The organism is Spirosoma aerophilum (assembly GCF_054782495.1).
On the sequence record NZ_BAAGSJ010000009.1, the window covers coordinates 661702 to 687994 of the forward strand.

22 protein-coding genes are annotated in these 26293 nt (G+C 49.8%); 4 read left to right on the plus strand and 18 right to left on the minus strand.

Going from position 1 to position 26293, the window contains the following annotated elements; all coding sequences use genetic code 11:
- Positions 1–58 precede the first annotated feature (58 nt).
- The 7 genes from ACYVK4_RS10435 to ACYVK4_RS10465 form a co-directional block, all read right to left on the minus strand.
- Positions 59–1432, minus strand: a complete 1374-nt coding sequence (locus ACYVK4_RS10435; RefSeq protein WP_461127438.1) for a DUF1207 domain-containing protein — start codon at positions 1430–1432, stop codon at positions 59–61.
- A gap of 51 nt (positions 1433–1483) precedes the next feature.
- Entirely contained in the window at positions 1484–2845 is a 1362-nt protein-coding gene (locus ACYVK4_RS10440; RefSeq protein ID WP_461127439.1) for a dipeptidase, read from the minus strand.
- A 162-nt stretch (positions 2846–3007) separates the two neighbouring features.
- Complete coding sequence (gene plsY, locus ACYVK4_RS10445) at positions 3008–3658, minus strand: glycerol-3-phosphate 1-O-acyltransferase PlsY (protein WP_461127440.1); 651 nt, start codon at positions 3656–3658, stop codon at positions 3008–3010.
- 147 nt (positions 3659–3805) lie between these two features.
- Positions 3806–5086, minus strand: coding sequence for a M16 family metallopeptidase (locus tag ACYVK4_RS10450; protein ID WP_461127441.1), 1281 nt, complete (start codon positions 5084–5086; stop codon positions 3806–3808).
- Between the two features lie 91 nt (positions 5087–5177).
- On the minus strand, positions 5178–6383 hold the full coding sequence (gene porV / locus ACYVK4_RS10455) for a type IX secretion system outer membrane channel protein PorV (protein WP_461127442.1): 1206 nt from the start codon (positions 6381–6383) through the stop codon (positions 5178–5180).
- A 117-nt stretch (positions 6384–6500) separates the two neighbouring features.
- Positions 6501–9941, minus strand: coding sequence for a type IX secretion system sortase PorU (porU, locus tag ACYVK4_RS10460; RefSeq protein WP_461127443.1), 3441 nt, complete (start codon positions 9939–9941; stop codon positions 6501–6503).
- A 3-nt stretch (positions 9942–9944) separates the two neighbouring features.
- On the minus strand, positions 9945–10478 hold the full coding sequence (locus ACYVK4_RS10465) for a SprT-like domain-containing protein (protein ID WP_461127510.1): 534 nt from the start codon (positions 10476–10478) through the stop codon (positions 9945–9947).
- A gap of 6 nt (positions 10479–10484) precedes the next feature.
- Between ACYVK4_RS10465 and ACYVK4_RS10470 the strand changes: the two genes are divergently transcribed.
- Positions 10485–11000 carry a hypothetical protein gene (locus tag ACYVK4_RS10470; RefSeq protein ID WP_461127515.1) on the plus strand — a complete coding sequence of 172 codons (516 nt, stop codon included), beginning with the start codon at positions 10485–10487 and terminating at the stop codon, positions 10998–11000.
- Here ACYVK4_RS10470 and ACYVK4_RS10475 read toward each other — a convergent pair.
- The 5 genes from ACYVK4_RS10475 to nuoK all read right to left on the minus strand — a co-directional run bounded on the left by ACYVK4_RS10475 (position 10975) and on the right by nuoK (position 17005).
- The gene (locus ACYVK4_RS10475) at positions 10975–11460 is read right to left on the minus strand and encodes a GtrA family protein (RefSeq protein ID WP_461127444.1); all 486 of its coding nucleotides are present in this window, start codon (positions 11458–11460) and stop codon (positions 10975–10977) included. The genes ACYVK4_RS10470 and ACYVK4_RS10475 overlap by 26 nt on opposite strands.
- A 135-nt stretch (positions 11461–11595) precedes the next feature.
- Positions 11596–12999, minus strand: coding sequence for an NADH-quinone oxidoreductase subunit N (locus ACYVK4_RS10480; protein WP_461127445.1), 1404 nt, complete (start codon positions 12997–12999; stop codon positions 11596–11598).
- A 71-nt stretch (positions 13000–13070) separates the two neighbouring features.
- A complete protein-coding gene (locus ACYVK4_RS10485) occupies positions 13071–14549 on the minus strand; it encodes a complex I subunit 4 family protein (RefSeq protein WP_461127446.1) in 1479 nt (492 codons plus the stop codon).
- A gap of 56 nt (positions 14550–14605) precedes the next feature.
- Positions 14606–16516, minus strand: a complete 1911-nt coding sequence (gene nuoL / locus ACYVK4_RS10490; protein ID WP_461127447.1) for an NADH-quinone oxidoreductase subunit L — start codon at positions 16514–16516, stop codon at positions 14606–14608.
- 144 nt (positions 16517–16660) lie between these two features.
- Positions 16661–17005: an NADH-quinone oxidoreductase subunit NuoK gene (nuoK, locus tag ACYVK4_RS10495; RefSeq protein WP_077132821.1), complete on the minus strand. Its 345-nt coding sequence runs from the start codon at positions 17003–17005 to the stop codon at positions 16661–16663.
- Between the two features lie 340 nt (positions 17006–17345).
- Here nuoK and ACYVK4_RS10500 point away from each other — a divergent pair, with 340 nt between their 5' ends.
- Positions 17346–18275, plus strand: a complete 930-nt coding sequence (locus ACYVK4_RS10500; protein WP_461127448.1) for a Kelch repeat-containing protein — start codon at positions 17346–17348, stop codon at positions 18273–18275.
- Positions 18276–18286: 11 nt separating this feature from the next.
- Here ACYVK4_RS10500 and ACYVK4_RS10505 read toward each other — a convergent pair whose 3' ends face one another.
- From ACYVK4_RS10505 to ACYVK4_RS10525, 5 genes are all read right to left on the minus strand, one after another.
- Entirely contained in the window at positions 18287–19102 is an 816-nt protein-coding gene (locus tag ACYVK4_RS10505; RefSeq protein ID WP_461127449.1) for an exonuclease domain-containing protein, read from the minus strand.
- 91 nt (positions 19103–19193) lie between these two features.
- Positions 19194–20774 carry an FAD-dependent oxidoreductase gene (locus tag ACYVK4_RS10510; RefSeq protein ID WP_461127450.1) on the minus strand — a complete coding sequence of 527 codons (1581 nt, stop codon included), beginning with the start codon at positions 20772–20774 and terminating at the stop codon, positions 19194–19196.
- Positions 20775–20932: 158 nt separating this feature from the next.
- The gene (locus tag ACYVK4_RS10515) at positions 20933–21325 is read right to left on the minus strand and encodes an ExbD/TolR family protein (protein WP_461127451.1); all 393 of its coding nucleotides are present in this window, start codon (positions 21323–21325) and stop codon (positions 20933–20935) included.
- An 80-nt stretch (positions 21326–21405) separates the two neighbouring features.
- Entirely contained in the window at positions 21406–22116 is a 711-nt protein-coding gene (locus tag ACYVK4_RS10520) for a MotA/TolQ/ExbB proton channel family protein (RefSeq protein WP_461127452.1), read from the minus strand.
- A gap of 198 nt (positions 22117–22314) precedes the next feature.
- Complete coding sequence (locus tag ACYVK4_RS10525) at positions 22315–23286, minus strand: zinc-dependent alcohol dehydrogenase family protein (protein ID WP_461127453.1); 972 nt, start codon at positions 23284–23286, stop codon at positions 22315–22317.
- Positions 23287–23500: 214 nt separating this feature from the next.
- Between ACYVK4_RS10525 and ACYVK4_RS10530 the strand changes: the two genes are divergently transcribed.
- Positions 23501–24226 carry an MIP/aquaporin family protein gene (locus ACYVK4_RS10530; protein ID WP_461127454.1) on the plus strand — a complete coding sequence of 242 codons (726 nt, stop codon included), beginning with the start codon at positions 23501–23503 and terminating at the stop codon, positions 24224–24226.
- Here ACYVK4_RS10530 and ACYVK4_RS10535 read toward each other — a convergent pair.
- On the minus strand, positions 24216–24680 hold the full coding sequence (locus ACYVK4_RS10535; protein WP_461127455.1) for a hypothetical protein: 465 nt from the start codon (positions 24678–24680) through the stop codon (positions 24216–24218). The two genes, ACYVK4_RS10530 and ACYVK4_RS10535, sit on opposite strands and share 11 nt — an antisense overlap.
- Before the next feature lie 65 nt (positions 24681–24745).
- Here ACYVK4_RS10535 and glpK point away from each other — a divergent pair, with 65 nt between their 5' ends.
- Entirely contained in the window at positions 24746–26248 is a 1503-nt protein-coding gene (glpK, locus tag ACYVK4_RS10540) for a glycerol kinase GlpK (protein ID WP_461127456.1), read from the plus strand.
- Positions 26249–26293: the final 45 nt, after the last annotated feature.

A 26293-nucleotide genomic window follows, 5' to 3' on the forward strand; every position in this document is an offset into this window, starting at 1 on the left:
TATGATGTATGGTGTATGAGATGAGATGTAGAATATATCATACATCTTATTTCCTACATCAAAACGGGTTCAGGTACAGTCCGACCCCTAACCAGGTCGTTTGCTCCCCTTCAAATTGACTATAAGGCCGGAAGCCTGAGTAGCCTTCGAATAGAAATGTCAGGTTGTTTTGTGTACGTCCTAACTCAATCCCGATGCCACCATGAATGCCCGGCCTGAAATTGGTCTGTTGCCAGAATTTAATATCAACGCCACCCACCAACCGGGCAGCATGCGTTGAAGGCTTTTTATAGAACGCTCCCAGCTGAGCGCTGAGGGGCTTCCGCTCTTCCGACTTACGAAGTACAACGCCCAGCCCACCATACAACCGCCAGTTATCGACAGTGCGACTATAGGTAGCGTCCAGCAGTTCGTAATTAACCGAATTGGGCGAAGGCGCGGTTATTTTATTTCGAAAAATGTAGTCATCACCCAGATGAGACGACAGGTGATAAACCCGGAAACGGTAATTATTCTCGCCCCGCCGAACGTTATAGATGATACTGATTTTGTAATCATTATTAACAATTCGCCGACGGGCTCTACCGGCGACATCATCATGATAAGCCTCAAACTGGGTGAACGACGCCAGGTCCAGTACCCATTCTTCGGCGTGGGTAGCATCGGTGGTGCGTCGGTAGAACGGTTTGGCAAACCCAAAGGCAAAGGGAACAATACTGCCTTTGTATTTTTTTCCTTCAGTCCAGTAGCCCGGCAATACGCTGCCATAGGTCTGCGCTTCGAGGGGGTCCAGCAGGATCGGGTCAAACAAATGTCCCTTCGGCAGGAATTCTTTTCCGGGTCGCGTTACGGTTTCTTCACGAGCCGGAGTTGGTAGAGTGGCCACCGAGTCAACGGGCCGGGGCTTTTTCTCGCGTTTTACCCGCACCCGTTCCGGACGAGGTTCTTTGACCGGAGCCGGGGTTTCCACAGCAGGCGTAGTAACCGGCGCCGGCTCGACAACCGGAGCGGGCTCTGCTTTCGGTACGACTTCTTTAACCTCTTTCTTCCGCTTTTCTTTCTTTTCCTTCCGTGCTGGCTCAACTGCCGTGGGTGCGGCTGTCGCCGGCTGATCAATAACCGGTGGTTCTACTGCTTTGGCCGGGGTGGTTGCTGCTGGTTTGGCAACCTCTACGGCTGGCTCAATGGGTTTTCCAGCTTTTTTAGCGGCCCGCTGGCGTTCTTTTTCAGCCTGTTTAGCCTCGTATTCCCGCTGCTTCTGTAGCCACTCGGCCCGTATCTGGCGCTCACGCTGAATCTCCCGATCATTTTTTTCTTTTTGCCGCTGTTCAGCAGGCGTCAGGACGCGACCGGGTGGATTGGTGGGCGTTTGTGCCATCGCTCCAAACGCAACGAATAAACTTACTAAAAGAACCGACAGCGTTTTTTTCATACAATAAAGGCCGCGACGCGAGTGATACCTGCGCAAGTTGGTTAAGAAATTTTACTGTTTGAGTTCAGCGTAGTGCTTATAGAAATACGGAATGGTTTCGATCCCCTTGTAAAAATTAAACAGTCCGTAACTCTCGTTGGGGGAATGCAACGCATCACTATCCAGGCCAAAGCCCATCAGAATTGACTTAACCCCCAGTTCCTGTTCAAAAAGGGCCATAATGGGAATACTACCTCCCCCGCGGGTGGGTATAGGCTTTTTGCCCCAGGCATCTTCAAAGGCTTTGCTGGCGGCCTCAAACTCAATCGAGTCCACAGGCGTTACATACGGCATGCCACCATGATGCGGAGTCACCGTAACCGAAACGCCTTTCGGTGCGATAGACAGAAAATGATTCGTGAACAGCTCCGTAATTTCGTCGGGGGTCTGGTTCGGTACCAAACGCATGCTGATTTTGGCGGATGCTTTCGACGGTAAAACCGTTTTAGCTCCTTCGCCAATATAGCCGCCCCAAATGCCATTCACGTCGAGTGTTGGCCGGATGGAAGTACGCTCGTTGGTCGAATAACCAGCCTCGCCCATCACGTCATTGATGCCCAAATCACTCATGTAATCATTCAGGTCGAAGGGAGCTTTTGCCAGTTCGGCCCGTTCGGCTGCGCTTAAGTCATCAACATGATCATAAAATCCGGGGATGGTAATACGACCATTCTCATCATGAAGCGACGCGATCATATCGCACAGTACATTAATGGGGTTAGCCACACCACCGCCGTACACGCCCGAATGCAAATCGCGATTGGCCCCTGTTACAACCACTTCCACGTAAGAAAGTCCCCGCAGACCTGTTTCCAGCGATGGGGTGTCGTTCGATATAATGCTTGTATCCGACACCAGGATCACATCAGCTTTCAGCATGTCTTTGTGCTCGGCAACAAAGATGCCCAGGTGATCAGAACCAACTTCCTCCTCACCCTCGATCATCACTTTTACATTACAGGGCAGACCATCAGTGGCCACCATGGCCTCAATGGCTTTCACGTGCATGTAGAACTGACCTTTGTCATCGCAGGCTCCACGGGCGTATATCCGCTCATTTCGAATGGTTGGTTCAAAGGGGGGTGTATGCCACAGTTCATAGGGATCGGCAGGCTGAACATCATAATGGCCATACACAAGCACCGTTGGCTTGGCAGGGTCTACGATCTTCTCCGCATACACGATCGGATGGCCCGGTGTTTCGTAAAGCTGGGCATTGTCCAGACCGGCCGCCTGCAATTTATCTTTAACAAATTCGGCCGCCCGACGAACGTCGCCTTTGAAATTAGAATCAGCCGAAACGGAAGGAATGCGTAATAGCTCCAACAATTCGTCTAAAAAACGTTGTTTGTTGGTTTCGAGGTACGTAGTCATGCTTGATAGGTATAGGAGGTAGGATATAGGCTGTATGATGTAGTTCGCTGATGCCCTATATCATATTTCCTATATCCTACATCTGTAAAAGTTCGCCCCGAAGTTACGCACTTTTCGCGCAACGTCGGGGCGTTGATGATTGTAGGAGTTATGTTTTCGTACTTACCGCTTTTTACGCAACCGAATAAGCACGGTGCGGCTTTCCTGGCCACGCAGCAGGCGCCCTATGTTCTTTTGATGGGTGAACACGACCAGAAGAAACACAACGAAGCCAAATACAATCAATAAAGGGCTCTCTTTTTCACCGAATATGCGCAGCAGCAGCAATACGGGAAAAGCCAGTGCTGCCAGAATGGAGCCCAGCGATACATATTGCGACGCAATAACCACCAGCAGGAAGATACCGATGCACACGGCAGCCATCTCCGGATGCGTTGCCAGCACCATGCCTAACAACGTAGCAACTCCTTTACCCCCTTTGAAATTGGCGAAAACGGGATACAAGTGCCCAATAACCGCCACGAGGCCAAAGACTATTTTAAAGGTCATAATCTCCGTTTCCGTAATTACATCGGCATACCATAGGATGGTCGATAACACGGCTGCGGTATAGCCTTTCAGGACGTCCACCAGCATAACAATGGTGCCTGCCCGTTTGCCAAGTACTCTGAACGTGTTGGTAGCCCCAGCATTACCGCTGCCGAACTTCCGGATGTCAAGGCCGAAGAAGCCCTGTCCATACCAAACGGCTGAAGGAATTGAGCCTAACAGGTAGGCTACCACCACGGTCATGCTAATGATAAGGATATTCATCAACCAAAAAAAAGTTAGTGCTGGATAAAGGGATTAACGATCTGTTCAAATCGTCCCCGCAATAGGAGTGTAACCCCAAAATTAAGGCATTGTTACTAAACGGTCAACTTTCAACCCAGTAAACAAATGTGCTTTAAATAAATTTCCTTATTTACCACCAACGATGACTTCGCGCAGGCTCTCGGGCGCTAGATAGCGGGTAGCGACTTCCATAATATCCGTTGGCGTTACGGCCCGTACTTTCTGGATGTAGGTCGTTAAAAAATCGGCGGGCATAGTATCCAGCAGAATCACTTTATACCGGTCAGCAATTTCGAAAGGGGTATTTAATGACCCAACAAACTCCCCGGCCATGTAGTTCTGAACCGTTTCGAGTTCATCCGGCGAAACGGGTTCTGTTTGCAAAATATGGATCTCCTTCCGGATTTCGTCCAGCGTCTGCTGTGTATTTTCCTTATTGACATCCGTGCCGATCAGAAAATAACCGTCCTGCCGAAAGGAGGGCATATTCGATGAGATACCGTAAGTAAATCCTTTCTCCTCCCGAATGTTCTTCATCAGCCTTGAGCCAAAATAGCCACCAAGAACCTCATTTGTCACGAGCATCTCGAAGAAATCGGGGTGCGATCGGGTGAACAACCGCCGACCGATACGGATGGACGACTGTACACTGTCGGGTTTCTCGGCCAGCACCTGGGAGCCATCGTCTACATGGGCCTGGCCCGCAAAAGCAGGCAGGGCATCCGTGCGGATGGGGAGTTGACCTAATTCGCGGTTGATCGCCAGTACCTCGTTTTCGGTAGCCTGTCCGGCCAGTACGATCTGAAAGGTTCGCTCGCGCAAAACGCGTTCAAAAAAGTCGACAACGTCCTGACGGGTGAGTTTCTCAACGGCATCCGGCCGCTGGCTCCGGCCATACGGGTGGTCAGCACCGAATAATTTCTCCCGAAAAAGCACCCCGGCCAGATACGCGTTCTTCTCGTAGTTGACCCGTAAGTTTTGCAGGGTAATATTTCGAAGGTCGTCTAATTCTTTTTGCGGAAAAGCCGATTCGGTCAGCATCTTGCGCAGGAGGGGTAAAATATTCGGCAGGAACTTCGTCAGGCAATAGATCACAACGCTCGCCCGGTCGGGGCCGGAGTTTAACTCCAGGAATGCCCCATATCGATCAATGTATTCATTTATCTGTGCTGACGAACGCGACGGTGTACCTTCCGACAGCATCTTCATCGCAAAGAACGCACTACCCGGCACCTGCTCATACCATGTGCCGGCATTGAACACGCATTCCAGTCGCAAAACCGGCTGATGAGGAACGGAAATAAGGTGCAGCGGAATACCATTGTCTAACCGGTGTGAATCCACGGCGGGTAAACGTATTTCCTGAATAGCCTGAAATGCGGGCGGTAGTGTTCTGTCGAGCGTCATGTGTACAAAGATATAAAGAGTAAAAGAGTGCAGGAACGAAAGTCAATTGATCTCTTTCGTTCCTGCACTCTTTTACTCTTTTCTATACTATCTATTTCGAGTCGTCCAGATAGGCTTCGTCATCCCCTACTGAATTTCCTTTGTTCAAGTTTAGTAATAAAGAAATACGGAACGTTTCGGAGAGTGGGCTTCCCTGCTTAACGGGTAGCAGGTAGGAGAAATCAACCCCAAACCGCTGTTGCAGGCGTAAGCCAATACCGGTTGTGATGTATTTCCTGCCTCCTTTTTGATTCGATTCGTTAAAATAACCGACACGGGCAGCAAACTGATCATTATACCAGTACTCAACACCCGTCGAAATCGTAAACTCTTTCAATTCTTCGCTAAAGCCACCGGGTGCATCGGCAAATGAGCCAAATACCGAGCTAAAGTAATTTTTATTACCGTTTACATTGGTTGGTACATTATTCACCAATTGAATGTCGGGGGTTGGTACCATCAGTTTATTGGCATCCAGTACAAAGTTGAATTTGTTGTACTGATCGGAGAAGAGTGTAAACCGGCCTCCCAACCGCAGGTTTGTTGGGATAAAATAGCTTTGCGTACCACCGTAGTTGATCCGGCCGCCCAAGTTCGAGATCATGGCACCATAGGCCCAGCCAATGCCTTTACCCGTCGCATTATCGCGGGATTCGTTCTGGTAATAGGCGCTAATGTCAGCGGCAGCGGTCGATCCGGGCTTCAGGCCAGGGTTGCTGCTGCCAGCGGCCAGATTGGAACTCAGGTATTTAAGATCAACAGCCAGCGAGAAATTCTGTGAGAGCCGTTGCGCAAAGGTTGCCGTAATTGCATACTCGCGGGAGTTGAACGTACCCGCGGCAACCCCCGTTGCCGTTGTGAAGTCAACCGTTCCCAGGTCAAAATACATGAGCGAGCCCCCAATAGCCGAGTTTTTCCCAACTTTAGAGTAACCGCTCAGGTAGGTGTAATACATATCACCAATTAAATTCCGCAACCAGGGCGTGTAGGAAATCGATGCGCCTTTATCCTGTTTGGCAAATACTAACTTCGATGGGTTCCAGTAAATAGCATTAGCATCTACATCGCCCAGCGCTACCCCGGCATCACCCAGTGCACCCGAACGGGCATCTGGCGTGAAATTTAAAAAAGGCACCGATGAAGTGGGAATATTGAGCTGCTGACCGTTAAGAATAGTTACTTGAGTGGATTGAGCAGAAACGACGAACGGGAAAAAACTACATGCGCCGAGAAGTACACGGAAAAAATTGCGCTTCATAAAATGAGAGTTGGTCAACGACAGCAACCGATGATAGTGAAAATGGCAGTCCTGTGCGGTCAAAATTACAATGAAAGGTTGGATTAGAAAAAGCGAGATGATTTTAAGTCAGATAAATCATTTAGTTAATAGTATTCTATATGTACTGTCAGCAATCGTGCCATCAATAATTGAACGAGCTTGAAACTGAAGAATATACAGTCCGTTGGCCAGTTGTTGACCTGTTCGTGTCAGCCCATCCCAGACGCCAACATCCAGCTTAGCCTCACAATCGGTACACTGACCCGTTTGTTGATAAAGAAGCCGTCCGTTAAGATCATAGATGCCTGATGTCCAGTCCAGCGGCTCCCCTGACCGGTTCAACTCAGCCACAAACGCTGTTTGTCCAATAACCGGGTTAGGGCTGGCCTTCAGGGCAAGCACTTGCAGCGCCGGCCTTTCCGAAACTACTATGGTCAACGCACCCTCCGCTGAATTATTGTTAATGTCCCAGGCTTTCACCCGAATCGGGTAGGTTCCCGGGGCAACATCCCGAAATGTGTATTGAACGTCGCCCCGGCGTCCGTCTGTGCCATTCGCCACGTAATTTTCATTTAGGATAACGACCGGCTGCGTACCCAATTGAGCGGTAAGTTCATGACCCAGGCCCGATTTGGCAATATTGATTCCCTGATTATCAGATAATCCAATTCGTAACGTTACGTTCGGCCCCGCTACCCGAACGACCGTTTCATCAACCAAACCGCCCATAACGGAGAGCGTAATGACTGGTGGCTGCGTATCCAGACTATCAGCCAAAACACTGCCCCCAATGCGCAAACTTTCATTACCCCCTGCGGCATCGACCAAACTATCTGTCTGCATAGCGTATAGATAGAGTTTTCCGGGGCCAACGGTATAGTCAATATCTTTGGGCATAGTAAACCGAATTACAAATTGGCCCTGTTGCACAGGCACCTGACCGGTAAAGATTGGATTAAGAAAGGCTTGGTACGTCATTTTCGGCGTCCCGGCTTCTGATCCCAGTGTTGTTTTGGCGATTGCTTTGTCATAAAGCGTTAGCCGAAGAACACCCGAAAAGGTAGAAAGTCGTTTGTCCTGCTGCCGTATTTCTCCTGCCAGTTCCACGGCTTGCAGCGCGCGCAACGTATCAGGCCGGGCAGCGTTCATGGCCCGGCCATTCACCTGGGTAAGCACAGCCTGGGCTTGCGGATAAGCCAGTCGCAGGGAAGGATCGCCCAGCAAGGCAAAATTACGGTTGACAGGCCCGCTTAGACTGTTGTTTTTTGTGCTTTGCATCACATCGCCCAAACGAGGCATTTGCCCGTTAACCGGCTTGAAAACCGCATCGTAGAAGGCCTGATTGAGCAATAAATTCGTATTGGCATATACCGGGCGGGTGGTGGTAAGAAGACCAATGGCACCCCCCGTTCGACTCAACAGTGTCAACTCCGCTCCCGAGCTGACACTCGGATCGTCATACCGTCCGAACTGACAGGTGGCCGTCACGAACAGTGGCAGACGGCGGTTTTTCCAGGAAAGAATATCCTGCAAGGTAACAATCTGCTCATCAGCAAGGCCCAAAATCCCACCGTGGCCACTGTAGTTGATGATGAGTTGGCCATCGGCCATAGCCTGGTTAATGAGTTGGTTGACAACGGGTGCCTTTTGGCCGCTGCTGGTATTCTCCTGCGGATAATCATCTAAAAAAACGCGTTGTGGACGATAAGCCGGCGCCAATTTTTCCACACTCTTGGCCATCTGGTCGGCGTCCTGCTGGTGAATGTTATAATCCCCATCGTCGGCAACCAGCATTAACCGGGTTTGCCAGTCGCCCGCCAGCGTTCGGTCTGAACTATAGCGGATCAGTTTATCAACCACGGTTCTGGCCTCCTCAACCGATTTCACGGGCAATCGACCGACGCCAATGTCTAGTTTGTAGTCGCCATTCTGATTTTCCGGCCATTCTCCTTCGGGAGCGTCCATAAAACCGAAGTAATCATCGGATGAGTAACTCAGCACAGGATGCAAAGACTCCCGGCTTTCATACACCGGTACCATATTGGCCAGTTGCGTTGAACTGACCGATCCCCCAATGTTTCGGTAATTAAAGGTCGCATCGCCAAAAAGGAGGAGGTATTTAACTTTCGCAGGCTGTTGGAGATAAAAAAACCTAGCCATGTCACGAACAGCCGTTGGATCAGGTTGCCCGGACCCAAATTCATTAAATACCTGCTGAGTCGTCACGACCAGTACAGCCAATTGATCCTGTTCGCGTCGAAATTTGGCCAGTCGTTCGGCCTGATCGCGCCAGGCAGCCGGTGTTACGATGATCAGGTCCGGCACGGGTTGCGACCGAATATTTTGGTTAGCGACTGACGCCAGAGAAACCGGAGTGAGAAGCTGGGCGTCGGTAAACAGAAAATAATCATTAACGCGTGAAGATGCCCAGACTGCTTCCTGAGCGGCCGATACCACATAGGCCTGCGTACCGGGCGCGCGTGGATTGGTAATATCCCAAACCCGTAGCCCCGTGGTTGCCTGCCGCACCGTACAGAGACCGGCTCCCAGTTGGCGTACCCAGACGGGTTTACTGTACTGGCGAAGTTCGCGCTGCACCTGTAACGACAGAAAATTCAAATATCCCTGGGCCGACTGTTGCCCATTTTTACGAAAGGTAAGGGCCATTCGTACTGAGTTTGTCGCCGTAGACGGGGTTGTCTGGAAGGTATCGGTTCTAACTACTCCCTGGTAGTCGTATTCATAACCCGAAATCGTTGGCATGGGCATGGTGCCCACCAACTGCTCATTTACCTGCAGACGAAACTGAGTGGGCGATAAGGCTCCCGCTACGGCTGATGCCGTCATTCGCAGTGGTGTACCCGCAATAAGTCCCGTAACATCAAATGGGATAGTTTTCGTGGTGTCGATGGTTAAATAATCCCCTAACCATTCCCGACCGGAGCGAACCGCCGGTACTTTTAGCAGATCCGGCTCATAAAACTGGTAATCCGTAAAGGTTTTCACGACTGGTATTGTCGATACATTACCAGCCGGACGCTCAGGCATCCGCAAGCCGGGCACATCGCCAATCGTCAGGAAATAGAACGTTGTATCGGAATAGGCGTTGATGTGATGCGCAAAGCGTCGGGCTGTCGAATCGTAGCGAATAACGTGCGGGCTTTCACCGAAAAACAACAGGGCATCTCCGGTATCGAATCGGCCATCGGCCTCCCCTACCACCTGAATGGCGTTTTCAATTAAATCGACCGGCCGCGAGCTGGCGTTTGGCTGGGGTAACATAGCCCCTCCATTACTGTATAAACGTAACCGTTTCGGGTCGGCGCTGGCAAAAGCAGGATTGAATGCCGTTAACTGATCCTGACTAACCCGGTAAACCCCCGACTGCGTGACGCCAATTTTCACCCAAAGACCCGTTCGCAGAACAGACTGGGCGACCAACGGCGTACTGGACAATGAGCAAAATAGAATGCAGATCAAATAGAATAGCCGGGATCTTCCCCCCCACACTTCATCCGCTTTTCGGCCATTTTTCATGTCTCATTCGTCATTTTTCACAACGTCTACCCAGGCGTGGGCCAGGATCGCATATGATTTTCCTGTCGATACTTCCTTACAAACGATACGGGTCCGACGAAGCGTACCCCGAATGAACGTCTTTTTTGCTAAATCGAAAACCTGTCCTTCAGCGATATGGCGGAGCAGTACCTTGCTGCTGCCAATTTTACTTTCCCCGGCGGCATCTATTTCCCGAAGGGCCATCATCAGGGCAGGATTCGCGTAGGTAGTCGCGGCTGGTTTGGCCATATAGTGTCGGAGCGGTTCCAGAATACTGATCGGAAAGACAGCTTCGGTTAGTAAGGGCTGCATCAGTTTTTGGAAGGCCGTTTGCCAGGCCTTACCATGAGGCTGAACCCGTCGTTTGTATTGCTGACTCACCGCAGCATGGGCTACTTCATGGATGTATGTTATCAGAAAGGCATACAGATTAAGGTTTTCATTAACAGTAATCTGCATCTGATTTTGAGGCAACACTCTAAAATCGCCCAATCGTGTCCGGCGTGGTCTCACCACCCGAAAATGAAATTTATAGTGTTGCCAAAGCTGACGGCAATAGGCCGAAGCGGCAGTGGGGATATAGGTTGTGAACGGATCTACCAAGGTATAGAAAATAAAAAAAGCCTTATAAAAATAAGGCTTTTTCAAATCTTGACGAGTAGAGATTACTACTTCGCGCTGTCAGCAGGAGCGGCAGCCGAATCCGTAGCCATCGTCGAAGCCGAATCCGTAGCCATCGTGGTGGTGTCGGTCGACATCGTAGCTGTAGAATCCGTGGTGGTTTCTTCAGTTTTTGGTTTGCTCTGGCAAGCTGCGAACGTCAGCATGCTACCAACGAATAGTAGGGCGAATACTTTTTTCATTCCTTTCAGTGATTTTTTAGGTTTCGATTGCAAATATAGTTTTTTCCTGACAAATCCAAAACAACAGTCAGTTAATCTCTGTTTAGCAGACATTACCAGAAGAATAATACCATTTGGGATTGGCTTTATTGAAGAATTGCCCCTTATCTCTATAGTTGTTCTTCCTCTTGTTTAGAGGAGCGCAGTATTCGGTCATACATGCCCGTGCTGCGGAATGTGAGCAACTTATGGCCAAAATAGTTGGCTAGAAAACTAAAACCCATTCCAACAACGTGAGATACCTTCTCACGCCAGAACATGCTGGTTTTAGCGAAATATGGATTGGCGACCCACTCGAGCGTTGCCACAGCTACCCCTACCTGAACACCCCAGGCAACCAGCGCAATGATGACGAACTTGATCATCTCACGACCGGTATTTCCTGTCTGTTTCGCTGAAAATGCAAACAGTTTTGTCGGAATAAAGCTAACGACCGTTGCCGTCAGATAACCAAGAAACACACTGGCTGAGTAATCGAAGGACTTTCGGAAAAGAATCTGGCTAAAGAAATTGACAGAGGCACCGAATAGAGCCGTTAGAAAAAACGAGAAAAAACTTCTGTAGCTTTTATATTTCGGCTGATCGATACTGCTCACGTTCACGGGGTTGCCTGGAAAAAATACCGAGTTTATTTCCTATTCTAACTAAATAAGAGGTCAAAACTACTAACTCAATAGTAAGGTAAAAGTTACTATCTGTAGCTAACAAACTAGTGGTGACCACTTAGGACCTTAAAAAAGGCCCTGTAAAAGGCCGGGAGCAATACCAAATCCCAACGTTAGTATGGTGGCGGCCAGCAAAATGTATTGATAAAAAGGAGCGATACGAATCGGCTCAGTAGCCCCATCCCGAAAATACATGGCGATGATTACGCGGAAGTAATAGTATATACCAACCGCCGACATGAGCACCGCTATAACAAGCAGCCAGATTTGTCCTCGCTCGACGGCCGTTGAAAACATGTAGAATTTACCCCAGAAACCGGCCGTTAAGGGTATCCCGGCAAGCGATAGCATGGATACTGTCATAGCAAATCCTAAAAATGGATTTTGCCGGGCGAGTCCATTAAACGAATCAAAGTTTTCGCTGGCAACGCCTTCGCTGGTGATTGTTTGTGTGCTCCGCTGCTGAGCAACCAGCAGCAACACACCAAAAGCGGATATAGTAGCAACGGAATACGCCAGTGAATAAAAAACAATAGCCTGCTTTGTTTGCGCTCCCAGAGCTGCCAGACCAATCAACAGATAGCCCGCATGCGATATGCTGGAATAAGCCATCATGCGCTTGAAGCTATTTTGATAAACAGCGGTCAGGTTTCCTATGATGAGTGTAAGGGCGGTAATAACCGCCAGAATAGTCCACCAGAATCCGTAAACGCCCACGAACGAAACGGAGAGTAAACGGAACAAAGCGGCAAAGCCTGCCGTCTTAACAACGGTAGACATAAAAGCAGTGAAAATTGTGGGGGCCCCGTCATAAACATCAGGCGTCCAGAAATGGAAAGGAGCGGCTGATACTTTAAAGAGAAGGCCAATCAGCAACATTAACAGACCAACGTACAGCAGTAATGAAAGTCCCTGGGCATGGGCCGTATATGCACCAATGCCGGCAATGGTGAATGATCCCGTAGCACCATAGAGAAGCGCCATTCCAAACAGCATAATACCGGTCGTGAAGGCACCCATCAGAAAGTATTTAAGGGCGGCTTCGTTTGAGCGCAGGTTCCGTTTGTCGCTGCCCGTTAGCACATACATGGCCACCGATAGGATTTCAACCCCCACGAATAGCATGATTAGGTTTTCGTAGCTAACCATCATGACGGCGCCAACCAGCGAGAATAGAATAATACCGTAGTATTCTGCCGGTTGCGACTCTTCGTTATCTAGCAAACTACCCGATAGGGCAACGACGAGAAAGGCCGATACCAATACAATAGCGGTAAACACCATAGACAGGTTATTGGTCCGCAGCATATCGTTAAAGTACAGATATGTTTTGCCCCAGTCGATGAAATTGACGGCCAGCGTAACGAGCAGAAATAATAGGGTTGCGGGCAGCAGGATTGCTTTTGACTTCATAAAGCCAAGGAACAGCAGCACTATGCCAAAAACCGATAAGAGAACAATTGGAAACATAGGTTTACAGTTTACGGTCGTCGGTTACCGGCCCTCCGAATGGTGTTGAGCGCCAGAACCCGAAAACTATTTTATTTCATTGACACGGCTGTTGTTCCGATGTACTTCATCAGATTAGCAACGGCGGGTTCGGTTACACGTAAGAAGGTATGGGGGTAAACACCAATCCAGAAGACCATTACAACGAGCGGAATGAACACCCAGCTTTCGGAGGTCGACAGGTCAGCAAATGATTCGGTTCGGGATGATGTAGGGCCAAACATGCTTTTCTGGAACATACGGAGCATGTACACCGCGCCGAAAATGATGGTAAACCCAGCGGCTAATCCCAGATAATGGTTGTACGTGAAGACCCCATGCAGCAATAAAAATTCGCCGATGAATCCGTTTGTAAGCGGCAAGGCCACGCTCCCTAGCAGCATAATTAAGAAATACACCGTCAACTTGGGTGTCGATTGGGTAATGCCCCCAAGTTGATCGAGTTGGCGCGTGTTGGTGCGGGAGAAAATAATATCGGCGACAAAGAATAAGCCGACCACGTTGATGCCGTGGGCAAGCATTTGTACCAACGCTCCCTGAAGGCCAGTCTCCGTTAAGGAAAAAACACCGGCTGCCATCAGCCCAACGTGCGAGAACGACGAATAAGCAATCAGTCGCTTCATATCGCGCTGGCGAATGGCAATAATAGCGCCGTAAATAATGCCGATAACGGACAGAATGATGGCTGTTTTTCCCCAAACCTCAACCCCTAGCGGCACGATAGGCAGAATAAAACGAATCAGACCGTAAACGCCCATCTTCAGCATGATACCCGCCAGCAGCATAGTCGCCTGGGTTGGCGACTCGACGTAGGTATCGGGTTGCCAGGTGTGGAACGGGAATACAGGCATTTTGATAGCAAACGCAATGAAGAAAGCCCAAAAAAGCCAGTTTTGTGTATCAGCCGACAAGTTTAGCTTGTAAAAGTCGGCAATTGCCGACGAGTGAGCTGATAGGCTCGTGGGGGGTGTCTGATAATACAGATACACCAGCGCGATCAGCATGAACAAGCTACCGAAGATGGTGTATACGAAGAACTTGAACGTAACCGGAATCCGGTTCTCGCCACCCCACATCGCTGCCAGAAAGTAAATGGGTATCAGAGCCGCTTCGAAAAAGAAGTAGAAAAGAAACCCGTCGCGGGCCGTAAATACACCCATCAGCGCAGCCTGCATGAAGAGCATGAGCGCATAAAATGTACCAGGCTGTTTATACGTTCGGTCGAAAGTCGACAGAATGATGAACGGAACCAGCAGGCCGGTCAGCAGCACCAGCAACACGCTAATGCCATCGACACCCGCGCTTAAGCGAATACCCAGGGAGCTGATCCAGGGGTAATCGAACCCAAACTGCGAACTGGCGTCGGGTTTAAATGTCAGAAACGTGTAACCTGCCAGGGCCAGCTCGACCAGCGCAGCCAGGAAAGCGATCTGTTTTGTCCGTTCTCCCCCAATCAGGAAAATCAGGGTGGCCGCTACGGCAGGGAAAAGAATAAGAAAAAGAGTAAGCATATAATCGGTTTACGATATACGATGGACGGAAGACGATCTACCTGCCAAGGTTATGACTATAAACGAATGAAGAACCGTAACGCAAAAATGACAACGATACTGACGACCATGGCGAGTACATAAAAGCCAATGGAGCCGTTTTGCAGCAAACGCAACTGCGCCGACCCTTTTTGAACCAGCCAGGCCACCCCGTTCACAACGCCATCAACAAGCCCTTCACCAAAGCTATACAGCGTGTCGCCTAACCCGCGAATGGGCCGAACAATGATCGTTTCGTACAGTTCGTCGACGTAATATTTGTTGTAGATAACCTGCTCAGGCAAAGAGCGCTCCGTCGATTCCGGTGCCGGAACAGCCTGACGGCTGATGTACATGACATAGGCTGCAATCAGCGCGATCAACGCAACACCGGCCGAAACCGCCATGAGTACGTATTCGGTGCTATGCTCCATTGTCGATTCGGCAAAGGCTTCGGGACTCACCTGCTTCGACCCCTCGAAGATGGGTTCCATAAAATGGCTTAGCCAGCCGCCACCCGGTAAGTTCAGCCCGCCACCAATGGCCGACAATACCGCCAGCACCACCAGCGGGATGGTCATCGACGCTGGTGACTCGTGCAGGTGATGCTTTTGTTCGTCCGTTCCGCGAAACTCGCCGAAGAACGTCAGGAACAGGAGCCGGAACATGTAAAAAGATGTCAGACCCGAGCCTACAACGCCCAGTGCCCAAAGCACTTTGTTGTGCTCGAACACGTGCGCCAGAATTTCGTCTTTCGAGAAGAAACCGGCAAAGGGCGGTAAGCCCGATATGGCAATGGTACCGATCAGGAAGGTAATGAACGTAATGGGCAATGCTTTGCGCAAACCACCCATTTTACGAATATCCTGTTCGTTGGACATAGCGTGAATCACACTACCAGCGCCTAGGAACAACAACGCTTTGAAGAACGCGTGGGTAATAACGTGGAACATACCCGCCGTATAGGCCGTGGCACTCAGGCCGAGGAACATATAGCCCAACTGCGAAACGGTCGAATAGGCCAGTACTTTCTTGATGTCGTTTTGCAACAAGCCAATGGAAGCTGCCAGCAAGGCCGTGGCAATGGCAATGCCCCCCACAATTTCGAGGGTTAGCGGAGAAAGGGTATACAGCACGTTTGACCGGACAACCATATAGATACCAGCCGTTACCATGGTAGCCGCGTGAATCAGGGCCGACACGGGTGTCGGGCCAGCCATCGCGTCGGGTAGCCAGGTGTAGAGCGGAATCTGCGCTGATTTACCCATAGCGCCCACAAACAGGAGCAGCGTGATAGCCAGCACCGTTTTATCACCAATTTCCAGGCTAGTGGCCTGTTTGAAAATGTCGAGGTATTCAACCGTGCCGAAGGTATTGATGAGCATGAATATACCCAGCAAAAAGCCCAGGTCGCCAATCCGGTTCATAACGAAAGCCTTACGGGCCGCGTTATTGTAGCTGATATTTTTGTTCCAGAAACCGATGAGCAGATAAGAACAAAGTCCTACACCTTCCCAGCCAATGAACATGATGACGTAGTTTGAGCCCATCACCAGCAGCAGCATGAAAAAGATAAAGAGGTTCAGGAAAGCCATAAACTTACCGAATCCTTCATCGTGGCTCATGTAGCCAATGCTATAGAGGTGAATCAGCGATCCAACGCCCGTTACGACCAGCAGCATCAACAACGATAGCTGATCGATCTGAAACGAGAAGTTGATGTGTAGATCACCAACACTGATCCAGTCGAAAAGCGTGGCAACGAGTGGCTCTGATTCTCCGGAAAATGAGCTGAACAGATAGATGGAGAGGAGAAAAGACGCCAGCACGGCGGCTGTTGCCACTACCCCAGCCAGGCCTTTGGATAGTTGCCGAAAGCCAAGGCCATTGATAAGAAAGCCAAGTAACGGAAAGAGCGGGATTAACGCACAGAGTAATTCTATTTTCATTTTTTTAGTCAATAAGCCTAACAGTCGGTAAGTCGGTAAGTTGGTAAGTTGGTCAGTCAGTAAGTGGCTGACGCATTGAATAACACTCGCGTCAGCCACTTACTGACTGACCAACTTACCAACTTACCAACTTATTGACTACCATTACCATTTCAATTTATTGAGCAATCCCACATCAATGGAGCGGGTATTACGGTAAATCATGACAATAATGGCCAACCCAACCGAGACTTCGGCGGCAGCTACGGCCATAATAAAAAAGACGAATACCTGTCCCGCAGAGTCGGACCGATATGATGAGAAGGCAATTAATAGCAAATTGACCGCATTGAGCATGAGCTCAACGGACATAAAGATAATAATTGCGTTTCGCCGGGTGAGTACCCCTATAATGCCGATAACGAAAAGCGCAGTACTGAGAATCAGGTAGTACGTAAGCGGAATTTGTTGAATGACTTCCGGAATGAGGACGTCCTGCGTGGGTTGCATGGCTTGCCGGTTAATACAAAGTTCCGCAAAGGTAAAGATTATTCGGAATTGGCGTAAAGGTGTTTTTCATCAGGTGCAATTTATATCCATACTACTTCCTATTTAGACTCACCCTTTACTCCTTTTATTATATAGGTCTATTACAGTAAAACTATGTTCTTTTGTGCGGAATTTCTGAAGGACTTGCCAAAAATCACGGGGCTATCCGGTAAGCGGCTTTTTTTGCGAAGTTTCAACCTATATATTCAGTAATTCTACGCTAAAATTATCCTTTTACAGACATAACATTTACAGAAACAACAGATTGGTTATCAGATCATTAACATAAAGAATATCTTATATGAAAGTCCTCTTTACCTGTTTATTCGTCGTTTTTTTAGCTGGCTGTCAAAAAGGTGATGATTCATCGACTAGCCCACAAAAAACTGTCAACGATATTGTCTTAACCGCCAATCCCATCAACGTACCCATAAGCTCCTACGATACAGGAGCTTTCCCAATTCAGTCGGTTTTGGTGGGAAACAGTATTTACTTTGGAAACTATTCGAATACGTCTAAGGCTCAGTTTTTTGTGCGGTATGACTTAACCGCCAATTCTTTCTCGTCGGCACTGGCCAAATCCCCCAATGTTTGCGGCTGCGGCTATAGTAGCCATCTGGTAAGCGATGGAACAAATATTTTTTACATCGCCAACGATGCCACAAAATATACTGCCTCAACGAATACCTGGACGACTCTGACCTATCCAGCCACGGCTAAAGATAATGCGGGTGAAGCGGGCGTAGTGTATTATAACGGCAACATTTACTTCGTTGGCGGGCGGACACCCAGCACACTTTTCAAATTTTACAGCATTAGTCAGGACAAATGGTTTACCTCGCCAAACTACCTGTATTCAACCACGAGCAGCGAAATGGCGGTTTATAAAGACCGGATTTATGTGCTTGGCGGGCAGGGGGCCAAACAAAAAATGGCCTATTTCTCAACAACCTCCAATACATGGACAGCGGTGAAAGATGTTCCCGTTGAGGTGGCCAGTAACTACGGCAATGTGTTCTCAGCGGTTCTGGGCGATAATCTGTATCTGCTGCAGGGGCAGTCGGTCTATATCTACGATCTCGTCAATAATACCTGGGCGACCAACCCTATTACGCTAAGTGGTTTACCCAGCAATGGAAATCTATTTTCGAACGGCCAGAAACTTTACATCTCCGGTAAGAATGCATCAAATATTCCGGTGGTTACGGAAGTTGTCGTCTCTACCAAATAACCACGGTTATATTACCGATTTCCGTTGCTGAACATACGCAGCCGGATTTCGGTCAGTCGTCGTTTGGTATCTAATGGAAAGTCTCCTTTTAATATCCAATCGTAGAACGAAGGTTCTTTCTTTAACACCTCCAATATGGGGGTCCCTTTGTGTTTTCCAAAGTTGAAAACCTCTTCGCCTTTTTCGTTGATGATCATTCGGCCGGCCAGGTCAATGTTTTTGTTGGCGGTCAGGCTATGCAGCATATCGACGTCGTTTTCGAATACCACATCGGCACCGCTGTCGGACTTGGCAACCATGCCCATGTACCGCTGCACCTGCGCGTTAAGGACTTCGAGCGTAGCGATCGTGTCGGCTTCGGCACCATGAGCACCAATCAGTTCTTTATTACAGTAGAACCGGTAAGCAGCCGACAGATTACGCGGCTCCATCAGGTGGAAAATCCGTTGCGCATCGACCAGACGTCGATTTTTCATATCGAAATCGACATTCGCCCGTAAAAACTCTTCCACCAAAAGCGGCACATCGAACCGATTACAGTTGAATCCAGCCAGATCGCATCCGTCCAGAAACTGGGCCAGCGTCCGGGCAACGGTTTTAAATGGGGGTGCATCCTGAACATCGTCGTCGTAAATACCATGGATCAGACTCGACTCCAGCGGGATGGGCATACCCGGATTTACACGCTGGGTCCTGGAAACGACTTCGCCCCCCGGCAATGCTTTAATAATGCAAATATCAATAATGCGATCCTTGGCGATATTGATGCCCGTTGTTTCGAGGTCGAAAAAGGCCAGCGGCTTTCTGAGTACAAGTTGATGCGTCATAATCAAACCGGTTTTTGCAGGGTTTGACAACAAAGGTAAACAGCTTTAAGCTTTTGGCCGGTATAGGATTCTTGCTAAAAACGGATAAGCCTTATCCTTTCTTCAAAGCTTCGGGCCAGCGTATCCCGTTCCGAATGGCCTCAACAGAAGGCATTCGGCCTTCCTGCATCAGCTCGCGAATGGCAATAATATCCTGATCGCGTTTGAGTCCGGCCGCTGCTTTCACCTTTCCATGTTGGACATATAAGGCCAGAAATGACTCGTCTGTTTCCGGATTACCATCGAAGATAATCTCCTCGAACGAGGTCGCATGCCCTACATAATTAATGCGTTTTCCCTGTTGGTTAGTCCAGAAAAACGGCACCATCTCATACGGTTCCTCTTTACCAGCCATGTTCAGCCCAGCCACATGCCCCTGCTGGCCTGCCACTTTCCAGTGTTCGATTCGCTGGGTTTCGTCAGCCGTGGGATAATGGGCGATATCGCCCGCGGCATAGAGATCGTCTGTTATCTTCAGATACGCATCCGTTTTCACACCGCCGTCTTTCTCCAGAGCAATGCCTGTCAGGAAATCTGTCTTAGGCCTCACACCCAATCCCAGCAGCACGAAATCGGCGGGGATTCGTTCGCCATTGTCGAGAATCACGGCCGTTACGGCATCATCGCCTTCCAGTTTGGCAAGCTTGCGGCCAAGGTGAAACCGAATACCTTCTTTCTCGTGCCACCCCTGTACGACCCGACCGATTCGGGTGCCCAGAATTTTCTCGAACGGTGTATTTTCCAGACCAACCACGCTTACGTCGCTCCCCAGTTTACGCAGGCTCATCGCTCCTTCCAGGCCAATAAACGAACTGCCAATGATAATTACCCGTTTACCCGCCTGGCCAAGTTCCCGAAGTTTTTGGCTATCGTGCAGGCTGCGCAGCACATGCACGCCGTTCATGTTAGTCGATAAGCCGGGTAACGAATTGGGTGTACCGCCCGGGCATACCAGCGCTTTATCGTAGTTAAGCGTTTCGCCGGAAGCGAGTTCGATCGTTTTGGCGACCGGATCAAGAGAGGTGACGTGCTGGTTTGTCCGAACGTCGATGCCGTAATCTTTATAAAATTCATCGGTACGCAGTGCCATCCATTCGTCGGGTGCTTTTCCCTGCAGGTAATCCTTTGAGCAATTTGGTCGGTCGTAAGGAGCTTCACTACTTTGGGTGAGCATGACGATTTTACCCGTAAAACCGCCCTCACGCATGCCCTCAGCGGCAAAGGCACCGGCTCCACCACTCCCGATGATGACGTAGGTTTCCGGATTGGCCTCGTCGGGAGCGGACAATGGGTTTTCTAAACTTTCCTTGTTCGTTGTCAGCCGAACAAAAACCTGTCCACCTTCAACACGTACCTCATGCGTAGGCAATCCGTTCAGGGCGGGTGCTTCAAGCCGATTACCGTTGCGAACATCAAAGCAGGCATTATGCCACGGACAAACGAGCCGATGCCCATTCAACAGTCCCTTCGCCAGAGGCCCGCTGTAGTGCGTACATTTCGGATGAAGGGCATAATACTGTCCGGCAACGCGGGCCAGCAAAACGTCGGTATCGCCTACGCGAACTTCTTTTAGTTCGCCATCTGCCAAATCATCGACATGGCAAACGGGGGCTTCTGTGTAGTCAGCTATCATGGGTGGTCCTGTTTTCCCTATAAACTCACCAACTAACTGATTTGATTTTAATCAGACCCGAAGAAACCTCATTTAAGCGCACAAAAAAACCAGAACATTCACCTGTCCTGGTCCTTTAATCATGAAAATCTTTTAAATCCTAAAAATCCGGGATAAGATTATTTAGACGTCGCCATTACCATTTTGATATTCAGTTTGGCACCCGTTTGCAGCACATCGACCAGATCCTGCACCGTTAAGGTTTTATCGAAACGCACTACAACGGTTGGCTCGGCAATACCCGCCATAACGGTTTTCAACTCGTTTTCCAGGTTGGCCGGATCTACCGGCTTTTTATCAATATAATATTTTTTGTCACCATCGACAGACAAGGTCACCTGTTTCTTGCTCAACTGCTGCGTTGAAGCAGCCTTGGGCAACAACAGTTTAATAACGTTGGGGTTTGCTACCGTCGAGATGATCAAAAAGAACAACAACAGGAAAAACATGATGTCGTTCAGGGAAGAAGTCGCGACTTCGGCAGCAAATTTTGTTTTACGTCGGAGTTTCATGTTTTTGTATCAGACAGCCGCTAACTGTCTTTTTTACTGATGTTACTTACGCAGACAGCCAGAGACTGTCTGGTACGAGTCTACCGCATCCGGGCGGGCTCGGTAGTTGGTTTTTGAAGAACTTCAATGAATTCGAACGCGTTGACTTCCAGCGCCAGGGTGAACCGCTCGATCATCATGTTGAGCAGGTGGTAGCCGGTATAGGCAATGACCCCAACAATAAGACCGGAACCTGAGGTGATCATCTTTTCGTACAAACCACCGGCAATGATACCCACGCTGATGTTATCGGAGAGCGAGATGTCGTAAAAAATCCGGATAATACCGGAGATGGTACCGATAAACCCTAACATCGGCGCGATACCGGCAATGATACCCAGGTAGCCCATATTGCGCTCCAGCCGCGACAGTTCGATCTGACCAACGGTTTCGATCGTGCTCTCAATTTCGCGAATGGGTGAACCGATACGGCCAATGGCTTTTTCGAATACCCGCCCCATAGCGGTACGCTGGTTTTTGGCAAACGACTCGGCTGACTTGATATTTCCCTGCGCCACCATATCCCGGATGTTATCGATAAAGTTAGCATCGTACCGGCTTTGCGAGCGGATCACAAAAAACCGTTCGAAGATCAGATAAAGGGCAGAAAACAGCAAAAACGCGATGGGAATCATAACCCAGCCGCCTTTGGCTACCAAATCAAATAATTGCAGTGTTTGGGGTTGAGCAGCCGTTGTGGCCGACAGCGATGTGGCCGTAGTATCAATAGCCGGAACCTGGAGCAAGAGCATACGAACGAGTCGGGTAAGTGTATGAGGGTAAACCTGTAATCGTTATTCAAACAAACGCACCGAAGCGTATATTGTTGTCAAAGATAAGTAAGCCACCTGAAATCGTTTTAGAAAATTAGTGAATGTCGACAGGATATCATTAGTGTTAAGGCCTTCCCTATCCGGCAAATGACCTTCGCCATCCGTAACTAGTGACCATTAGGGCTTCAGCAAAATCTTACCCCGACGCCCCGGCCGATCAGCATGTTCGACAGCTTCGGCAATTTGGTCGAATGAATAAGCGGCCTCTACAGGAAGTTGTATTTGCCCGGATGCCAGCAATTTGATTACGTTTTTCGCTACCTCCTGCCGCGTCTGGCTATCAACCCGGCGCATCCAGTCGGTGAGCCAGAATCCTTTAATGGTCAACTCCCTGAATATCAGCAGGCCGGCATTCAGGCTCGGGTCCTGCAAACTCATGAGTCCGTAAATGATCATAGTGCCACCCTTGGCCAGACATTTGACGGCTTCGGTGGCGATATGTCCCCCAACAGCATCGAGCACACAGGCAACGCCTACCCCGTCGGTAATCTGCTTGATACGGGCAGCCATGTTCTCGGTCTCGGTATTGATGACCTCTGTTAACCCCAGGGCTTTCAGTTCGTCGTTCATATCGTCGCGTCGAACAGTGCCAATGGTTTTAATACCCCGCATAGCGCAGAGTTGAATCACCATTTTACCAAACGCCGACCCGGCCGCCGTAAGCATCAGCCAGCCCCCTTCGGGCACACCTGAATCCTGCACCATAGCATAGGCTGTAAACGGATTGACAAATAACTGAGCTGCCACCTCGTCCGGTATGGCATCGGGCACCGGAATCAGGCTTCTCTGATGGGCAATGGCGTACTCCGACCAGGTACCTATACTGGTAAAGCTCACCCGTATGCCCGTTTGCATCTGTACACCCTCACCAACAGCGTCAACTACCCCTACACCCTCAAAACCGGCCCCCGAAGGAAATTGTGGCCTGATTCCATACAGATTTTGCACGAACATGAGGTCAGATGGATTGATGGGCGCAGCAATCACCTTAACCAGAACCTCGTTCGGACCGGGCTTAGGGACCTCTATGTCTGTCGGTTTAAGAATATCGGTTGGCTTTCCGGCCTGCGTGAAAATGATACTTTTCATAGGGAAGACAGTAAGAACGACCAGCAGAATGCCCGTCGTTCAGATAAAGCGAACAAACGAATTTGTAGCACTGTTTGGAATAGGGTCAAAAATATGACTTAATTCGCACAAACTATTCCTAAACCTTGAACACGGTAGTTCATTAAGCCTGCTGGCTGTCTGCCTTAACCAAGTCGCCAGTTAGTACGCTTTTCGAACCACTAACTACACAAAAATGCAAACATCTCCCTTTTTAGGTGAATTAATTGGCACGATGGTGCTCATTCTACTGGGCAATGGGGTCGTCGCCAACGTAGTACTGAAACAAACCAAAGGTGAATCGTCAGGCTGGATCGTCATCACGGCGGGTTGGGCCTTCGCCGTGACAATGGGCGTTTTTGTCGCCAAAGCGTTTGGTAGCGTCGATGCCCATCTGAACCCCGCCGTAACGGTTGCCTTTGCTGTAGCCACGAATGATTTCAGCCACGTAGTCCCCTACATTACGGCCCAACTGATTGGTGCGTTTCTGGGCGCGACATTGGTTTGGCTGCATTATCTTCCTCACTGGGCTGCCACCCCCGATCATGATGCGAAACTGGCCTGTTTCGCAACGGGGCCGGCCATTCGGAAACCAGCAGCCAACTTGCTGAGTGAAGCCATGGCTACCCTGGTGCTTATTCTGGGCCTGGCAGGTATTTCGTCAAAACACCTGGGGGAACTGGCCATTGGTGTTGGCCCCTATCTGGTGGGTGTTCTGGTCTGGAGCATTGGCCTGTCCTTAGGCGGCACCACCGGCTACGCCATGAGTCCCGCCCGTGATTTCAGTCCGCGTCTGGCCCATGCGCTGCTGCCTATTCCTGCGAAAGGCTCATCCGACTGGAGCTACGCCTGGGTACCCATTGTGGGGCCCTTAGTAGGCGCTGCCATCGGCGGGTTACTGATTCGGTGGTTTACGCTGTAATGGATCCGGACGGTTGCGAATGAATACGCTCAAGCATCATCTTAGCCCGCTGAAGTGCCGGCTCCATACTCTGAATTGCCAGCAGAGCATTTGCCAGGTAAGGTTTTGTTACCTGATCGGCAGTCGCTCTGTCTACTGGTGATAATTGAGCATAATATGCCTTGTAATTATCAGCTGATACCTTTCGCTCATTCGTAGAAGTTGCGCGTTCAAATTCCTCAAAGTATTGCTTCGTACGGCTATTTACATCGCTCATAAAATGTCGTTTTTTGCGTAAAAGCTCAATTATTTTGTGGATAGTATCTCGATATTCAATGGCTTTTTTTGAGAAGGAACTGGTATTTGTCGTCTTTACCGTAGCAGAGAACGTCAAAGTTTGTTCGTCGATCACCGTTAGATAATCCTCCAGCACTGCCTTCATATTGAGCCAGTCCTGATACCCCTCTTCACGCATGTATTCATTATGTTACGGTAAGAGGTAAGCTACAAAATCTGTCCTTATTTATAACCTTTATTTGCATGCCCTCCTACATAGCCGCCATTGACCAGGGAACGACCAGTACCCGTTGTATTGTCTTCGACCGACAGGGCAAGATTGTTTCCGTTGCTCAGAAAGAACACAAACAGATTTACCCGCAGCCGGGCTGGGTAGAACACGACCCCGAAGAGATCTGGCGTAATACACTCGAAGTCATTGCCCTGGCTCGTATTAAAGGCAAACTTTCGGTACAGGATATCAAAGCCGTTGGCATTACCAACCAGCGCGAGACGACCGTTGTCTGGAACCGCCGGACGGGCAAGCCGTACTACAACGCCATTGTCTGGCAGGACATGCGCACTGCCGATCTGGTTCTTGAGTTCTCGGCTAATGGCCACGGACAGGATCGGTTCCGGGAGAAAACAGGGCTTCCCCTGGCGACCTACTTTAGCGGTTTGAAACTAAAGTGGCTATTGGATCATGTGCCGGGGCTTCGGGAAGATGCCGAACGGGGCGACGCTGTTTTTGGCAACATGGACACGTTCGTGGTCTGGAACCTGACAGGCGGAACAAATGGTGGTCTGCACCTCACCGACGTGACTAACGCCAGCCGGACGCAACTCATGAATCTGCACACCCTCGACTGGGATGACACTCTGCTGAGCGATTTTACAGTACCTCGCGTCATGTTGCCGCAAATTCGTCCCAGCAGTGAGGTATACGGAACGGTGTCGTCGGAAGTGCTGCCGGGTGTTCCGGTGGCGGGTATTCTCGGCGATCAGCAGGCGGCTCTTGTCGGCCAGACGTGCTACGAACCGGGGCAGGCAAAAAACACTTACGGCACGGGCTGTTTCCTGCTCATGAACACTGGCACTGAGCTTCGTAAATCGACCTGTGGTCTGCTGACAACAGTAGCTTACCAGTTTCGGAATGAGCCGGTTCATTACGCCCTCGAAGGTAGCGTAGCCATCACCGGGGCGCTGGTCCAGTGGCTGCGCGACAATCTGGGCATGATCAAAAAGAGCACAGACATTGAAACCCTCGCCCGCACGGTTGAGGACAATGGCGGAGCGTATTTCGTACCCGCTTTCTCGGGACTCTACGCCCCCCACTGGAAAGCCGATGCGCGGGGCGTTATTGCCGGTCTGACGCGTTTTGTCAACAAAGGTCATATTGCGCGGGCTGTTCTGGAAGCAACAGCTTACCAAACCGTCGATGTGGTCCGGGCGATGGAGCAGGATGCGGGGGTATCGCTCAAATCCCTGCGCGTGGATGGTGGCATGGTCGGAAACTCGTTACTAATGCAGTTTCAGTCCGACGTACTCAATGGCCCCGTCATCTGCCCACGTATGACCGAAACCACCGCTCTCGGTGCGGCTTATGCAGCCGGGTTGGCCGTTGGTTACTGGCAAAATCTGGATGATTTACGACAGAACTGGGGCGTTGCCAAAACCTATGAACCCAATATGGACGATGCTCAGCGCACGAAGCTCATGCGCGGCTGGCAAAAAGCCATCGAGCGGTCATTTGGGTGGGAAGAGTAAGTGGATGTATGATATAGGATGTATGATGTATGATGTATGATGTAT

Bases quoted from the DNA above. Each gene is read 5' to 3' on its own strand.
- ACYVK4_RS10435 (WP_461127438.1), bottom strand. From the start codon at position 1,432: ATGAAAAAAACGCTGTCGGTTCTTTTAGTAAGTTTATTCGTTGCGTTT.
- ACYVK4_RS10440 (WP_461127439.1), bottom strand. From the start codon at position 2,845: ATGACTACGTACCTCGAAACCAACAAACAACGTTTTTTAGACGAATTG.
- plsY (WP_461127440.1), bottom strand. From the start codon at position 3,658: ATGAATATCCTTATCATTAGCATGACCGTGGTGGTAGCCTACCTGTTA.
- ACYVK4_RS10450 (WP_461127441.1), bottom strand. From the start codon at position 5,086: ATGACGCTCGACAGAACACTACCGCCCGCATTTCAGGCTATTCAGGAA.
- porV (WP_461127442.1), bottom strand. From the start codon at position 6,383: ATGAAGCGCAATTTTTTCCGTGTACTTCTCGGCGCATGTAGTTTTTTC.
- porU (WP_461127443.1), bottom strand. From the start codon at position 9,941: ATGAAAAATGGCCGAAAAGCGGATGAAGTGTGGGGGGGAAGATCCCGG.
- ACYVK4_RS10470 (WP_461127515.1), top strand. From the start codon at position 10,485: ATGAAATTTATAGTGTTGCCAAAGCTGACGGCAATAGGCCGAAGCGGC.
- ACYVK4_RS10480 (WP_461127445.1), bottom strand. From the start codon at position 12,999: ATGTTTCCAATTGTTCTCTTATCGGTTTTTGGCATAGTGCTGCTGTTC.
- ACYVK4_RS10485 (WP_461127446.1), bottom strand. From the start codon at position 14,549: ATGCTTACTCTTTTTCTTATTCTTTTCCCTGCCGTAGCGGCCACCCTG.
- nuoL (WP_461127447.1), bottom strand. From the start codon at position 16,516: ATGAAAATAGAATTACTCTGTGCGTTAATCCCGCTCTTTCCGTTACTT.
- nuoK (WP_077132821.1), bottom strand. From the start codon at position 17,005: ATGCAACCCACGCAGGACGTCCTCATTCCGGAAGTCATTCAACAAATT.
- ACYVK4_RS10500 (WP_461127448.1), top strand. From the start codon at position 17,346: ATGAAAGTCCTCTTTACCTGTTTATTCGTCGTTTTTTTAGCTGGCTGT.
- ACYVK4_RS10505 (WP_461127449.1), bottom strand. From the start codon at position 19,102: ATGACGCATCAACTTGTACTCAGAAAGCCGCTGGCCTTTTTCGACCTC.
- ACYVK4_RS10510 (WP_461127450.1), bottom strand. From the start codon at position 20,774: ATGATAGCTGACTACACAGAAGCCCCCGTTTGCCATGTCGATGATTTG.
- ACYVK4_RS10515 (WP_461127451.1), bottom strand. From the start codon at position 21,325: ATGAAACTCCGACGTAAAACAAAATTTGCTGCCGAAGTCGCGACTTCT.
- ACYVK4_RS10520 (WP_461127452.1), bottom strand. From the start codon at position 22,116: ATGCTCTTGCTCCAGGTTCCGGCTATTGATACTACGGCCACATCGCTG.
- ACYVK4_RS10525 (WP_461127453.1), bottom strand. From the start codon at position 23,286: ATGAAAAGTATCATTTTCACGCAGGCCGGAAAGCCAACCGATATTCTT.
- ACYVK4_RS10530 (WP_461127454.1), top strand. From the start codon at position 23,501: ATGCAAACATCTCCCTTTTTAGGTGAATTAATTGGCACGATGGTGCTC.
- ACYVK4_RS10535 (WP_461127455.1), bottom strand. From the start codon at position 24,680: ATGCGTGAAGAGGGGTATCAGGACTGGCTCAATATGAAGGCAGTGCTG.
- glpK (WP_461127456.1), top strand. From the start codon at position 24,746: ATGCCCTCCTACATAGCCGCCATTGACCAGGGAACGACCAGTACCCGT.